The following is a 14,736-nucleotide window of genomic DNA, read 5'->3' on the forward strand; positions in this document are numbered from 1 at the left end:
TCTATTTCCACATATTTTTTAGTACAAACCAAACATTATCCGGCCGCTCTGCAAGTCTTCGCATAAAATAGCCGAACCAGTCCTCCCCATAAGGAACGTATATCCTTACGCGGTAGCCCTCACGAACAAGCTCATCCTGAAGCTCCTCGCAAATCCCGTATAGCATTTGGAACTCGAATCGATCCAGAGAAATCCCTTGCTCACGAATAAACGTCTTCGCATGCGCAATAACAGCGCGGTCATGAGTCGCAATCGCCGTGTAACCGCCGCTAAGCAAATGCTGCTCGATCAGCCGCAAGTAGGATTGGTCTACATCTGACTTGAGCGGGAATGCAACGTCTGCCGACTCCTTGTACGCGCCTTTAACTAATCTTACATTTGCTTTCATAACGCCTAGTTCATGCAGGTCTTCCTCCGATCGGTACAAATAGGCTTGAATAACAATGCCTGCACGGTCAGTTGGCACGTTTAGCTTACGATACAAATCCAGAGCCGGCTGGCAATGCGAATAATCTTCCATGTCGATACGAACGAAGTTGTCCGTCTGTTCCGCAAGCTCCAGTATGCGCCGCATTTGCCTCTCGCACAGCCCATCATCCAAATCTAGCCCCAAACTCGTAAGCTTGAGCGAAAGATTGGCCTTTACGCCTGAAGCTGCGATAGCTTCAATCGTACGCAAGCACATGTCAGTGGAATGTTCAGCCTCCTCCTTGCCGCTTATGAATTCACCCAAATGGTCCAATGTCGCTAGTTTGCCTTGCTGGTTCAGCTTCTTCACCGCTTCGATTGAGCTGTTTATTTCAACGCCCGCTACGAAGCGGCTCGCCCCCAGCCTAAGCCCATATTTGCGCGCAAGGCCGCCTACCTTCCTGCTTTTGCCTAACGTCAGAAAGAAGCTTCTCATTAATTGTTCCATTGCCGGCCCTCATCCCCCGTGATTTATCCTATATGATCCGTTTCCCAAGCAGTGAGGTTGCCATTTCTACAGCAAGGCGCGAGGTACGCATTCCTACATCGAGAAGCGGATTCACCTCAACGATGTCCATAGAAGTAACTTTGCCAGTCTCGGCAAGCAGCTCAAGCGCCAGATGCGCCTCACGGTAGCTAATACCTCCCGGAACGGGCGTACTAACACCTGCAGCTTCCGTTGGATCAAGACAATCCATATCGAAGCTTACGTGCACGCCGTCTGTGTTCTTACTTACAATCGCTATGGCTTGCTCCATAACCGCCTTCATTCCCAAGCGGTCAATGTCATGCATGGTGAAGCACGCTATCCCTTCGTTCCGAATAAACTCCTTCTCATAAGGATCAAGGTCACGCGCTCCGACAATGACGACATTTTCTTTTTTAATGAGCGGACCTGCACCAGGAATATCACTGAGCTTGAACTTGGACAGCCCCATTGCGATAGCCAGCGGCATGCCGTGCATATTACCCGAGGGTGTCGTCTCCTCCGTGTTCAGATCACCATGCGCATCAAACCATATAACACCCAAGTTATCGTAATGCCCCGTAAGTCCCGCCAACGAACCGATTGCAACGCTGTGATCGCCGCCAAGGATAAGCGGGAAGGAATTAGCAAGGACCGCACGATACACCTGCTCTCCCACAAGTCCGCTCATTTCCTTCACTTCTGCAAAATATTTCGTTTTAGGCTGCTTCGGATCAAGCGTGCCGTGCCTAGGGCAGTTGACCTCGCAATTGCCAACCAAATCGAAGCCCATACTTCTTATTTGACGAGCCAGCCCCGACTGAATGATGCTTTCTGGACCAAGCTCTGTACCTGCGCGGCTTCCACCCATCCAGAACGGCACACTGATAAGCCTTACTTTTTTGTTAACCATAGAATCCGTCCTCTCAGTCGCATTAGCCATCACTTTTACTTCATTCACCATCATAAATCCCTTCTCTCCACGCTGTCTTTGCTAACAACCGTCACGCTCTACTCACTCTTCAGTACCCGCGTTATTCTCGCCAGTGCCCAATCGATCTCTTCTTCCGTAATCGTAAGGGGAGGCGCGAATCGTATCGTTGTGTCATGTGTCTCTTTGCACAATAAGCCTTCTGTCATAAGCTGCTCGCAATACGGTCTTGCCGCCGTATGAAGCTCCAATCCGATAAACAATCCTCTGCCTCGCACTTCTTTGATGGCAGGGTTCCGAATCGCTGCAAGCTTAGCTGCAAAATAGTTCCCGAGCTCTTCCGAGCGCTCCGCCAACTGCTCTTCCTCGATGACTTCAAGCGCAGCGACCGACACCGCACATGCCAGCGGATTGCCCCCGAACGTTGAACCATGAGATCCCGGTTCAAAGACACCTAATATTTCTTCACTCGCCGCGATAGCAGAGATCGGCATAACTCCTCCGCCCAAAGCCTTGCCCATTATATAAACGTCGGGCTCAACCGTTTCCCAGTCACATGCGAATCGTTTACCGGTTCTTCCGAAGCCCGTCTGAATCTCATCCGCTACTAACAGCACATGATGTCGTTTGCAAAGCTCATACGCCTTTGAGAGATAACCTTCCGGCGGTAAAATAATGCCAGCCTCGCCCTGGATTGGCTCAACAAGGAATGCTGCTGTATTTGGTGTTATTGCCTGTTCAAGTGATGCAAGGTCGCCGTATGGCACGAGTTTGAAACCAGGCGTAAATGGCCCAAAGTCTTTCTTATATTCCTCTGAAGACGAGAAGGATGTAACCGTAATCGTCCGCCCATGGAAATTGCCTGTACATACGATAATCTCCGCTTGGTCTTGAGGTACGCCTTTCACGCGATAAGCCCAGCGGCGAACGGCTTTCACAGCTGTTTCCACCGCCTCCGCTCCCGTGTTCATCGCCAAAATCTTACTTTTCCCCGTATAGGCAGAGAGCTTCTCGTAGAACTGTCCGAGCGCATCATTATGAAATGCCCGCGAGGTCAGAGTCACCTTATCCGCCTGACTTTTAAGCGCGGCTATCACCTTCGGATGCCTATGCCCATGGTTGAGGGCGCTATAAGCACTGAGCATATCCATGTAGCGATTGCCCTCGGGGTCCTTCACCCACACGCCTTCTGCCTCCGAAATGACGATAGGAAGAGGATGATAATTATGTGCGCCATAGCGGTCCGATTGTTCCATTACAGCTGAGGTTGTTCGTAATGCGGTCATCTGATCTTCACTCCCTCTGAAATTTGTATACAATATTCAAATGCTGGTGTAAAAAAACCTGGATCGGCTTTTCCTACCAGGACTGTCGTTTTCATATTTGTTTTCAGCTATAATACTTTGGCCAAAAAATCCTGTGTTCGCGAATGCTGCGGATTCTGAAAAACTTCTACAGGTATTCCTTCTTCAACGATGCAGCCTCCGTCCATAAACAGCAAACGGTCGCCAACCTCGCGCGCAAAGCCCATCTCATGCGTGACAATGACCATCGTCATTCCGTTCAGAGCAAGCTTCTTCATCACCTCAAGCACCTCCCCAACCATCTCGGGATCGAGTGCCGACGTCGGTTCGTCGAACAGCATTACACTTGGTTCCATTGCGAGTGCGCGTGCTATCGCCACCCTTTGCTTCTGTCCGCCTGAGAGACGATCTGGATACGAGTTGAATTTGTCCTCAAGTCCAACGACGCGGAGCAGCTCCATAGCCCTTGCATTTGCCTTTTCTTTGCTCAACTTCTTTAAGGTGCGCGGAGCAAGCGTCAAATTGTCTAACACCGTCATATGCGGAAATAAATTAAAATGCTGAAAAACCATGCCCATTTCCTGCCGGATGCGATTGAGCTCAGCTTGCTTATTCGTAATCAACACATCATTGAGCCGAATTTCACCAGAGCTTGGCTGCTCTAGATAATTCAAGCATCTTAGGAAGGTACTCTTGCCCGAGCCGCTTGGCCCGATTACAACGACAACCTCTCCTTTGCGAATCTCTGTATCTATTCCCTTCAAAATCTCATGTTTGCCATAGGATTTGCGCAGCTCGTTCACGACTATCATCAGCTTCTCAACTTCCTCTCTAATACGGCAAGCAGCCTGGATAACGTAAATGTCATGACGAAATACAATGCACATGCGACGAGCAGCGGCTCCATGGGCGAGAAGGTAATACTTTGAACTGTACGAGCGTTGTACATCAGCTCCGCTATTCCAATAACAGAAATAAGCGAGGAATCCTTGATAATAATAATAAATTCGTTGCCGATAGCTGGCAGCATGTTGCGGAATGCCTGTGGCAGAACAATGTATCGAAGTGCCATCCATCTGCTGAGCCCCAGGGAACGAGCGGCCTCTGTCTGTCCTTTATCGATAGCTTCAATTCCTGCTCGGAACACCTCAGCCATATAGGCCGAGCTGTTAATCGTCAGCGCAACTACGCCGGAAATAAACGGGGGCAGGTTAATGCCAAACCCCGTCAGTCCGTAATGGATAATAAAGATTTGTACGAGCATCGGAGTCCCGCGTATGATTTCAATATAAGCCGAAGCGATGAACTTCACCGGCCACCAGCGAGAGATACGCATTAAAGCAAACAGTACGCCGAGCAGCGTGCCGAGCGCCACGCCGAAGAAAGACAACTTCAGCGTGACCCAGGCTCCCCTCAAAAAGGATGGCCAGTATTCAGCCATAAAACTAAAGTCTAAATCCATATCCAACTACTCCGTCCGTTCTTTATTCTCCAACCAGCTCATTTGCCTCAACAACAAATTGGTCGATTTCGCCGCTTGCTTTCAACCTAGCGATAGTGCCATCGATTTTATTAAGCAGCTCTTGCTCACCTTTTTTAACTGCAATGGATACGCCTGCTTCTTCTTCCGGCTGCTCGATTTTCACATCAGATACGACAATGTCGGGTTGGGCAACCGCGTATTGATCAGCAACTGGCTTCTCAAGAATGATCGCGTCAACGCGTCCGCTCTTCAGCTCCATGACCAGTTCCGGAATTTTGCCAAGCGCTGTCAGCTTCGCATCTGCAATTTCCTGTGCGATACCCTCTTGAATCGAACCTTTTTGAATGCCGATTTTTTTACCCTTCAGATCGTCCAACGTTTTGAATTGATCAACTGCATCCTTATTTACGAGAACACCTTGATCCGTCAAATAATAGATTTCAGAGAAATCGACGTTTTTCTTACGCTCATCCGTTGGCGTCAAACCTGAGATAACCATGTCAACTTTCCCTGCATCAAGCGCAAGCAGTAAGCCATCAAAGTCCATGTCTTGAATCTCAAGCTCTGCGTTCATATCCTTCGCAATTTCTTTCGCAATGGCAATATCGAAGCCAACAATCGTATCTTTGCCATCAATCGTTTTATGGAATTCGAATGGTGCATAATCTGCGCTCGTACCTAGAACTAACGTTGTTTTCTCTGCTGCCGGCGCATCAGTTGCGGCATTATTCGCCGGTGAAGCAGGCGAGTTTGTTTCTTTGTTCTGACCACATGCTGACAAGACAACCATAACCGTAATAAGAAGCAGCGATAACTTTTTGTTCATTTCCATCTCTCCCATTTCTTTATCTAATTTAGTGTTATATCCCCCCGAAACGACTCGGAGTTAAATCTGTATACAATATACATAACTTATGTCAGTAATTATAACATTGAGTTTTGGTATGTACAATGTTTTTTTGTAAATCATACATTCCGCCATTACATTTGTTACGTTATCTAACATTAGTTGCAGTCTACAATTGCTTGTATAACGTTATGATCAGGTGTTAAAATGGTACAAACAGCAGATGCCGGACTACATACTCATTACATGGCGACATCACTATCGAAAACAATCACCTTTAATCGTTAAAGGTAGAAACGAGGTCTCTGCATGCAAGCGCCCAAATACCAGTCCCTCAAGGACCATGTTTACGAGTATATTGCTCAAAAAATACAAGACGGTACACTGCTTCCCAACCAAAAAGTGAATGAAGCGGAAATATGCAAAAAGCTCGATATAAGCCGCACGCCAACGCGGGAAGCTTTGTTCCAGTTGTCATCTGACAATCTGCTCGATTATTTGCCAAGGAGAGGCTTTACCGTTAAAGCCTTCGACCCTAAGAAGAAACTTGATTTCTCTCGCATCATCGGAGTATTGGATGCGCTTGCGGCTATCTTGTGCATCGAATCGCTGAACGAATCGGATATGCAGGAAATGGAGCGTCTCGTCGAGAAGATCGATGCAGACATTAGCCAGCAATATTTCGCCGAATATTATATAGACCAATACAACTTCCACGAAGTCTACATAAAGAAATGCGATAATCCGGTTTTAATCGAAACGTTGAACTCATTGAAAAACAGCTTTATTCGCCAGTCTTATGCTAGTGAAGATAAGCAGAAGCTCTCTGAAGTGCTGAAGCAGGTTAATTCGGAGCATCGTAAAATATTGGAGCTATTCCGATCGAAGGACACAAATGGTTTAGATTGTACGATTAAGCATCACTGGCGTATCATCGATACAGAAATGCTATAGCATGAAACAAGCGTAAACGTAGAAATATAGAGAAAGTTGGCAAAATGAGATACTTTCCTATATTTAAGAAATAGGCTGCCGATGTCAAACTCGGCAGCCTATTTCTATATAACGATCATGGCCATTACTTAACAGCAATGAGCTTTGTAAATTCAGCAAGCGGCAGCGGTTTATGATAATAGTATCCCTGCGCCTTATCACAGCCCAGCTGTCTTAGCCGATCTCGTTGCTCCTGCGTTTCCACACCCTCAGCAACCACCTGCTTCTGAAGGTCATGACCCATCGAAACAATTGTCTTCACGATGGAAAGTCCGCCCTGATACGCATCCATATCCGTAATGAACGACCGGTCGATTTTGATAATTGCGATAGGAAGCTGCCGGATGACGCTTAATGAAGAATAGCCTGTTCCAAAATCATCGATGGCGATATGTATGCCTAGAGCCACGAGCTCGTCCAGCATTTTTCTTGCTACGTTCAAGTTGTTGACGACCATGCTCTCTGTTATTTCTAAGCACAAACGATCTGGAACCAAGCCACTGGTCCGCAATATGTCCTCAACTTTATTTACGAAATCAGGCTGCATGAACTGTCTAGAGGAGACGTTGACCGAGAGCATGAAATCATCCCAGCCCTGCTCTTGCCATTTTCTACCCTGCTCACACGCCTCAGCGATTACCCACTGGCCAATCTCGTTTATTAACCCCGTCTGCTCCGCTAGCGTAATGAACTCACCGGGATGAACCATTCCAAGCTCTGCAGACTGCCAGCGAATAAGCGCTTCTGCCCCAATTAGCTTACCTGTCGCCAAATCAACCTGTGGCTGATAATGCAGAACGAACTCCTTCCGCTTGAGCGCCTTGCGAAGATGCTTCTCCAGTTTAACATCCCGTTGAACTAACGCAATCATTTCGTCGGTGTACAACCGATACTGATTACCGCCGCTATGCTTCGCATTATACATCGCAATATCCGCACGTTTAATGAGACCGTCTGAGCTGTCATCATCGAAGGGGTGAACACTAATGCCGATGCTTCCACCCAAATAAAAGTCCTGGCTTTGAAGCGTAATCGGCAATTGGAACACTTGGTGAATGTTCTCCGCTAACGATACGATTTCATCATACTCTTCGGCCCCTCGAATTAAGATAATAAATTCATCGCCGCCAAGCCGTGCGAGCAGATGACGCTCATTCACACTGTTCCGCAGCCGCTTTGCCACTTCCTTCAATGCCTCATCTCCATATTGATGGCCAAGTGTATCGTTGATCAGCTTGAATCGATCCAAATCAACGAGCATAACGCCAAGCAATCCCTTTGACGATTTCACCGTTTCCAAAGAGGTTTCAAGCTCTCTATTGAAATGATAACGGTTCGGCAGCTTAGTAAGCGTATCATGATGAGCCAAGAAATGGACAAGGGATGATTCTTCCTTCTGCTTCGTAATATCTCGAATAACCGCAAGCACGAATAACTGCTCCCCCTCGGCCATGAGCTCCGTATCGAGCAGAATAATCCGCCGCTTTCCCATTCGGTCCATAATGACGAGCTCGCGGTTGCGCCAAGCCCCTTTTGGAATGGTCGCTTTATATTCCTCCGCCATTCCGGCTTGCTCAGTCTCATCCAAGAAATCGGATAATGAGCGATTCAGAACCTCATTTTCTTTCGTATACCCAAGCACGGACAGCGCACCAGGGTTCGCCTCCTTAATAATCATATTTTTATCCAGCATCATAATCGCAGTCGGTGAGAATTGATAGAGGAGCTCATACTTTTTTCTAGCAGACGGTAATATATCATGCTTCATATAGATTCGCAGGGAAATGCACCAGACGATCGTTGATAAGAAAACAATAGAATCAGGCATATACAAATAAGTGGATAAGTTAATGACAATCGATGACGCTAGAATAGTAGTTACCTGATAGTAGAAATTCGCCTTAAATAGTACGATCCATCGCTGACGCTCAACAATGCTCGTCGCCTTGCCTCTCGCTGATAAGCAAAGGATGATATTCGACAGCGCAATTAGGATAATAAACCCAAAGATGATACCCATGGGTGGTGCAAAGATTGCTTGTTTCCAGAGTTCCTCGGATCTCACACCTAAGAACAAAAACTCTTTTCCCTTTACCAATAACAAACCCAGGTATACGACTATCGGAGTGGAAGCAAGTATGATGCTGATGAGAGGTGTAATGCGGTGATAGGCTCTCGTAGCAGCCAAATGAAGCAGCAAGCTTAGTACCGCAGCTCCAATTGAAAATGGATAGATAACATAAGCAGCCAAGCTCACTGTATGCTTCTCTGGGAGCAGCTGCTGTACATATTGAAAGAAGATCATAATCGCAAGAAAGGCTGTCGTAAGAAAAGCAAGCCGATTCTCGATATGTGCAGCATTTCGTCTAATAATGACTAATGATGTATCGATCAAATAGATGACAGGCACGATAAATAATAGCAAAAATATTATGGATTGATAATCGCTCATATCATGTTGCCACCTCGCTTTGTATGAATAGAACTAAAGAGTCGAAGCATCACCAGGCAATCCTATTCTTACCACAGCGCTTTGCTGTATACAGCGCTTCGTCTGCCAGACGAAACAGAACATCGCGTGTTTCTCCAGCTTGCAGCTTATGGCAGCCAATGCTAATGGTTACATTGCGGTCTTCCATCTCGCCGAACGACAGCCGTTCTGTCTCCAAGCGAATGTGCTCTAGACATTCAGCAACCGCTTTGTCGTCCAATCCTACAAATATAATGGTGAACTCCTCGCCTCCATAACGCGAGGGGAAGATGTTCTCCTTCGAGCATGTCCTAAGCAGCTTACCCACCTTGCGAAGCACTTGATCCCCAACGGCATGACCGTAGGTATCGTTCACAAGCTTGAAATTATCTATATCTAGAATAGCCAGATGAACCTGTGATTGGGATTCATCTGCTAGCGTCAAGCGCATCCGCTCTTGAAAGGTTTTATGGTTCTCGAGGCTTGTCAACGCATCCATACTTGCTGCCTCATGGACAGCCTGTTGCTGTAAACGATGTTTTTTCTCGTTTCGGAGAGCCTCCTTCTCTTCTTTCATCATTTGCAGCCCACGATTGACAATGCCGAGTGAAATAAGGGTGACAATGATAATAACAGAGAAGCCAATTGCCTTCTGTGACAAAGCAAACTCATAGCGGTAAGCGGGTACGACAAACATAATGAATAAATAGGTAACCATCGTAACCCAGCAAGCGAATATAACCTTTCCATAATTAAAGTGCAATATTGAAACCAATATCGGCAGTACCATGACGATTTGTACGCCTCTCACCTCTGTTGAGGACAAGGCAAGCGTAATAGCGCCAAAGCATGAGCCGAGCATTATAATAATATAATCCTGCAAGCTGCTCTTTAAACGATAGATTAATTCTGCCACAATCAGCGTTCCGAGAATTAGGCTGTTCCGAATTAATACTTGTTTCTCGAAAAAAGCAGGCGATGCATAGGGTTTATCACTTAGGATAAGCAGCCAGGTCATGAAAACCGCTGCTAACGAGAGCAAACTCATTGCCCAGTAGGAGAGCCGCATAATATTGTTCCAATTAGATAAATGATCAGGAGCAATGAGTAATTTTCTCACCATTCTCACCCCCCCTTCTAAACGATGACACAACCCGATTCTTGCCCCCGCGCTTTGCTTCATACAAGTAGCCGTCTGCGAGCTTGAACAGCGACTTCTTCCCAAGCCCCGCATGATACTCAGCCATCCCAATACTAATCGTCACACGCTCACCAATAAGATCTGGGAAATCAGTTAAGGCGAGCCGTTCCCGAATACGCTCAAGCAATTGATGACTTTCATTAATCGTCTTTCCTGTCAGCAGCAGAACAAATTCTTCCCCCCCATACCTAGCTGCTATGTCCTCGCTAGAAATCGACGACTTTAACAGCAAGGCAGTTTCCTGCAGGACAATGTCTCCGACATGATGTCCGAATCGATCGTTAATACTCTTGAAATTATCAATATCCAGTGCAGCCAGCTGAAGTGGCATATCATACTCGGCATGCTGCTCCGTAAGCGCATTTAAATACTCTTGATAAGTAATATGATTATACAAATTCGTCAGATGATCGTATTTGGATGCATTCTGGGTAGTTACGGAATCAACAAACGCCTCAATTTCTGAGCTCACCGCACGCTCGAGTGACAGCTTTAGCTCCTGCCCTCTTTTCAGAATAGCAAATCCAATAGTACCCGTTCCTGCAATCATGCCCGCTATGGCTACCAGATCATATTGACTAATTTGCGCTTGTATGGTGTCGCTGACAAGCAGCAACAGAACAAAGCTGCTCATGGTAAGCAGCATCGAGAACCAAAGTCGCCGTTTACTGAAATAAAACAAGGAAATAATTATCGGAATATCGAGACTAACATATAATCCTTCGGTTAAGCGTCCAAACCCGAACATAATGACCACAGCAAATACGTAACCGATCGAAATAAGAACGTAATCGAAATACGACCTCATATATCGAATTAATCCTTCAGCCACTAACAGCGTACCGATTAAAAATGCTGCCGTCATGAAATATCTTGAAGGAAATAAGGCAACCTTGAGCCCAACATCAGCCCCCCATGACATGAGATGTACACTCTCTGCCAGTACCAGAACTAGAAAAGAAAGTATCCAGTAGAAGGAGAGCACCCAGCGATTCCAAGATAGTTTGTTTTTGTAACGAGTAAGCGCCAGCGTTAGTCACCACTTTGCGAGTTAGTTAGGCAGATTCTGATATTTCACAATATTATCCATGCTGTATGACTATTATAGTGCCTATCTTTCGACAGGACAATCAATTAAGAGAGAATGCCAATTCGGTCCTCTTGTCGAATGAGCGCAAAAAAAGACGTTTGCGCAAACTCTACTCCGCGCAAACGCCTTCCATCCCGTACCTATCCATATACACTGGATGACATCATTTAATCCTGAAGGAAAAACTGCATCGTCATATCTGAGAAACCCGGCAGATCCTCATGCCCGAAATCCGGATATATTTCCATGCTTTTTGCTGCCGTTATTTTGTTGTACACTGCAAATTGCGTTGAAGGCGGGCAAACCGTATCCATCAGCCCTATGCCGAGCAGCACTTCACCGCGGATACGCGAAGCCAAAAATTGAATATCGATGTAGCCGAGCTTCGTAAATATTTCTTCCTCCCGTTTATGCTGCGGATCAAAATGGCGGAAGAAGGTGCGCAGCTCTGCATAAGCATCTTTGGCCAAATCCATTTGCCATACCCGCTTATAATCGCTCAAGAATGGGAAAACAGGTGCCAGCTTCTTCACTCTTGGCTCAAGCGCTGCACATGCTATCGTCAAGGCTCCGCCCTGAGAACCGCCCATCGCATATACCCGTTCCGGATCAACTCCCGCGCTTTGAATGGCAATCCCTGCAAGCTGCGCCGTATCGAGGAAGATATGACGGAACAGCAGTTCATCGGGATGATCGTCCAAGCCTCTGATAATATGTCCGTTTAATGTGTTCCCCTTAACGCCCCCAACATCCTCCGAGTAGCCGCCTTGCCCGCGGCAATCAAGGGAGAAGAAAGAAAAGCCAAGCGCAGCATAACCGAGCTTATCATGCCATGCGCCCGAATGACCGCTGTATCCGTGGAACTGTACCACAGCCGGATGCGGCTCCGTTATATTTTTAGGCTTTATGTATTTGGCATGAATTCTCGCTCCGCGCACACCTGTAAAATAAAGGTCATAGCATTCCGCATAAGGAACCTGGAAGCTGCTTGGCACCAATTCGATTTGAGGATCTACCGCTTTCATTTCTTCAAGTGCCCTGTCCCAATACGCATCAAAATCAGCCGGACGCGGACTGGATCCTTCATAGTCTTTTAATTGCTCCAATGACATATCAACTAATGGCAATTCAACTACCCCCTATAGATGTAGAAAATGATTGGTTGCTGCTCTCGCACATGAAAGCGTTACCTTCATTCTAATAGAAAGCTGAAGAAATGGAATAGCAGATCTTCCTATATTTACAAAAGAACAGAAAAAAAGCCGCAGGCTTTGCCTTTCGGCAAGCTGCGGCTACTCAGTCATGTATTATTCATTCAAGCTATGCTTACGATTTCGAAGTATTCCTGCTTTTCGCCGAGGCTCCGACTTTGAACGCTGTGCTGCCCTTAGTCATATTGCCGCTCTTCGCATTCGGTGTACCGGCAGCCTCCGGTTTGCCTTTCTCACCTTCCGCGCTTTTCGCGCCTTGGTTTCTGCCAAACACCTTTTTCGCCAGCTTCTTCTTCTCGCCCGCTTGCCACCGGTTCCAGCCCTTCTTATCCGTTCCTCTTCCTGTTCCACCTTTGCCCTTTGCACTGCTCATATCATCACTCCATCATGTCTACTATGCCGAGTTAACCTTCTTAAAATGCAGGTGCAGCATCTATCCGAATCTTGTACCTCGTTATCATTACTAACCAGTATACCATTAATCAGGCACATAGATTCTTATGGGCGTGTATAAATATGAATATCATGCTGAATGATTTCTTCGCTTCTTAACGATTCCACACCTTGTTTGGAAGCTCCTTCCGAAGCACAGGTGCTACTTCAGCGGCGAATCGCTCCACTTGCTCGAGCTGCTCCGACTCTGTCAAGCCATCAACGCTGATGCTCAGCACTTGATTCCCAAAGGCTTGATGGTAGTTTATGATCTTCTCAATCACTTGCTGTGGGCTGCCGACAAGTGCAGGGCCGTTCTTAATCGTATCCTCAAGATCTGTGAACGGTGATTTATTATGCTGTGCAGCGCTCGTCGCCTGAAAGGCTTCGTAATAAGGACGATACCGTTTAATCGCTTCTTCGCCCGTATTCGCGAGATATAGACTTCCCGCTCCCGAACCTACAACTGCCTGACTCGGATCATACCCATAATAAGCGAGGCGCTCACGATAATGCTCAATTAATTCCTTATACTTGATCTGTGGATGAAAGCTGTTGGATGAGAATATCGGCTCGCCGTGCTTGGCCGCCAGCTCAGTCGAGAGCGTACTCGATGCGCTTCCATGCCATACTGGAATAGAAGCTTGCAACGGCCTCGGCTGTGAGGTTACATGATTCAGCGCAGGACGATAGCGGCCCTCCCACGTCACATCCTCCTCATGCCATAAGCGCCTCAGCAGCTCATAGCGCTCTGCCAGTGAATCCCACTGCTCTTCTTCCGTTATACCGAACAGCGGATAATGCCGCGGATCATTTCCTTTCCCGATAATAAGTTCAAGCCTTCCTTCTGACAAATGATCGAGCGTTGCATAATCCTCTGCTACCCGAAGTGGATCCAGTACGCTGAGCACGGTTACTGTCGTCAACAAACGGATTCGTGATGTTCTAGCAGCTATTGCAGTCAGTAGCACAGGCGGTGACGATGACAGAAAAGGCGCTCCGTGACGTTCGCCGATTCCGTAAGCTTCGAAGCCAAGTTTTTCTGCAAGTATCGCCTGTTTCAATATATTTTGAAATTTCTGCTGCGTCGTCAAAGTCTCGCCTGTCAATGCATTAGGAATATTCATAACTAGACTGAACAAAGCAAATTTCATGGCGCAACGTCCTCTTTTCTTCGCTCCTCTTTGTATGTACAAATCGGAATCGATTACGATTATTCAATATTGAAACTATCGTAGCATAACGTATTTCTAAGCAACAAGCTTTTTCTGACTAATCCGATTATAATACTATTCTATATGCAAATTAATATTTTCAATGTGTGATCATCCTTATTAAAAACGGCAAAAGGCTAGGTATGCTAATCTTCATTAGCACTCCTAGCCTTTTGCCCTTTCATAGTTGGTTTGCTTAATTGATTCATACTCAATAAGCGTGAACCTGATTGCTCATTATTTTACATACGATGTCTTGATGACGCTCCGCGCGAACGATCATGGCTTTCAACGCAACCAAGGTCTCCCGCGCATGCTCTAGGTAGCACTCATCGCCAAAAAACATGTACAGTCTCATATAATCATTATATTCATCGAGCCATTCATTGAAGTAAGAAGAGGTCATTCCCATCACTCCCTTAATTCGATTATAGACCACGAACCTTAATCTTTCATGAGTTAATGATGAACAAATGTTAAGCTAATCTAGCAAATCGTATGCTTCTATTCTATTATAGAAATTTGTTAATATTCCGTTTCCTCTACTTCTATTAAATAGGAAATAACAACAAATATAAATAGAAACTTCCGTAGTAATTGTTTCCTATTTTAGATCATATAAACCT

At 46.3% G+C, this 14,736-nt stretch carries 13 protein-coding genes and 1 pseudogene; 1 reads left to right on the plus strand and 13 read right to left on the minus strand.

Annotated elements, in window-relative coordinates:
• Position 1: 1 nt before the first annotated feature.
• The 6 genes from FGT79_RS25190 to FGT79_RS25215 all read right to left on the minus strand — a co-directional run bounded on the left by FGT79_RS25190 (position 2) and on the right by FGT79_RS25215 (position 5,478).
• Positions 2-916, minus strand: coding sequence for a proline dehydrogenase family protein (locus tag FGT79_RS25190; RefSeq protein ID WP_138755606.1), 915 nt, complete (start codon positions 914-916; stop codon positions 2-4).
• A 28-nt stretch (positions 917-944) separates the two neighbouring features.
• Positions 945-1,901 (minus strand): arginase, encoded by a 957-nt coding sequence (rocF, locus tag FGT79_RS25195; RefSeq protein ID WP_246096614.1) that lies wholly within the window; start codon positions 1,899-1,901, stop codon positions 945-947.
• Between the two features lie 44 nt (positions 1,902-1,945).
• A complete protein-coding gene (locus FGT79_RS25200; protein WP_138755607.1) occupies positions 1,946-3,151 on the minus strand; it encodes an ornithine--oxo-acid transaminase in 1,206 nt (401 codons plus the stop codon).
• Positions 3,152-3,258: 107 nt separating this feature from the next.
• On the minus strand, positions 3,259-3,981 hold the full coding sequence (locus tag FGT79_RS25205; RefSeq protein ID WP_138755608.1) for an amino acid ABC transporter ATP-binding protein: 723 nt from the start codon (positions 3,979-3,981) through the stop codon (positions 3,259-3,261).
• Positions 3,981-4,631, minus strand: a complete 651-nt coding sequence (locus FGT79_RS25210; protein ID WP_138755609.1) for an amino acid ABC transporter permease — start codon at positions 4,629-4,631, stop codon at positions 3,981-3,983. Before FGT79_RS25210 ends, FGT79_RS25205 begins: the two co-directional genes overlap by 1 nt.
• 22 nt (positions 4,632-4,653) lie before the next feature.
• A complete protein-coding gene (locus tag FGT79_RS25215; protein ID WP_138755610.1) occupies positions 4,654-5,478 on the minus strand; it encodes a transporter substrate-binding domain-containing protein in 825 nt (274 codons plus the stop codon).
• Between the two features lie 330 nt (positions 5,479-5,808).
• Between FGT79_RS25215 and FGT79_RS25220 the strand changes: the two genes are divergently transcribed.
• Positions 5,809-6,453 (plus strand): GntR family transcriptional regulator, encoded by a 645-nt coding sequence (locus tag FGT79_RS25220; protein ID WP_138755611.1) that lies wholly within the window; start codon positions 5,809-5,811, stop codon positions 6,451-6,453.
• 124 nt (positions 6,454-6,577) lie between these two features.
• On the opposite strand, the gene FGT79_RS25225 is transcribed toward FGT79_RS25220, so the two are convergent.
• The 7 genes and pseudogenes from FGT79_RS25225 to FGT79_RS25255 all read right to left on the minus strand — a co-directional run bounded on the left by FGT79_RS25225 (position 6,578) and on the right by FGT79_RS25255 (position 14,516).
• Positions 6,578-8,944 carry a sensor domain-containing protein gene (locus tag FGT79_RS25225; protein ID WP_138755612.1) on the minus strand — a complete coding sequence of 789 codons (2,367 nt, stop codon included), beginning with the start codon at positions 8,942-8,944 and terminating at the stop codon, positions 6,578-6,580.
• A 49-nt stretch (positions 8,945-8,993) separates the two neighbouring features.
• Positions 8,994-10,085 carry a GGDEF domain-containing protein gene (locus tag FGT79_RS25230; RefSeq protein ID WP_171056442.1) on the minus strand — a complete coding sequence of 364 codons (1,092 nt, stop codon included), beginning with the start codon at positions 10,083-10,085 and terminating at the stop codon, positions 8,994-8,996.
• Complete coding sequence (locus tag FGT79_RS25235) at positions 10,057-11,085, minus strand: GGDEF domain-containing protein (protein ID WP_138755614.1); 1,029 nt, start codon at positions 11,083-11,085, stop codon at positions 10,057-10,059. Before FGT79_RS25235 ends, FGT79_RS25230 begins: the two co-directional genes overlap by 29 nt.
• A gap of 335 nt (positions 11,086-11,420) precedes the next feature.
• Positions 11,421-12,380 carry an acetylxylan esterase gene (locus FGT79_RS25240; RefSeq protein ID WP_138755615.1) on the minus strand — a complete coding sequence of 320 codons (960 nt, stop codon included), beginning with the start codon at positions 12,378-12,380 and terminating at the stop codon, positions 11,421-11,423.
• Between the two features lie 372 nt (positions 12,381-12,752).
• Positions 12,753-12,837 (minus strand): annotated as a pseudogene (locus FGT79_RS32660) (DUF3934 family protein); the annotation flags it as partial.
• Positions 12,838-13,012: 175 nt separating this feature from the next.
• Positions 13,013-14,050, minus strand: coding sequence for an LLM class flavin-dependent oxidoreductase (locus tag FGT79_RS25250; RefSeq protein WP_138755616.1), 1,038 nt, complete (start codon positions 14,048-14,050; stop codon positions 13,013-13,015).
• Between the two features lie 271 nt (positions 14,051-14,321).
• On the minus strand, positions 14,322-14,516 hold the full coding sequence (locus tag FGT79_RS25255) for a hypothetical protein (RefSeq protein ID WP_138755617.1): 195 nt from the start codon (positions 14,514-14,516) through the stop codon (positions 14,322-14,324).
• Positions 14,517-14,736 lie beyond the last annotated feature (220 nt).

The organism is Paenibacillus sinopodophylli (assembly GCF_005930355.1).
Lineage (GTDB): Bacteria > Bacillota > Bacilli > Paenibacillales > Paenibacillaceae > Pristimantibacillus > Pristimantibacillus sinopodophylli.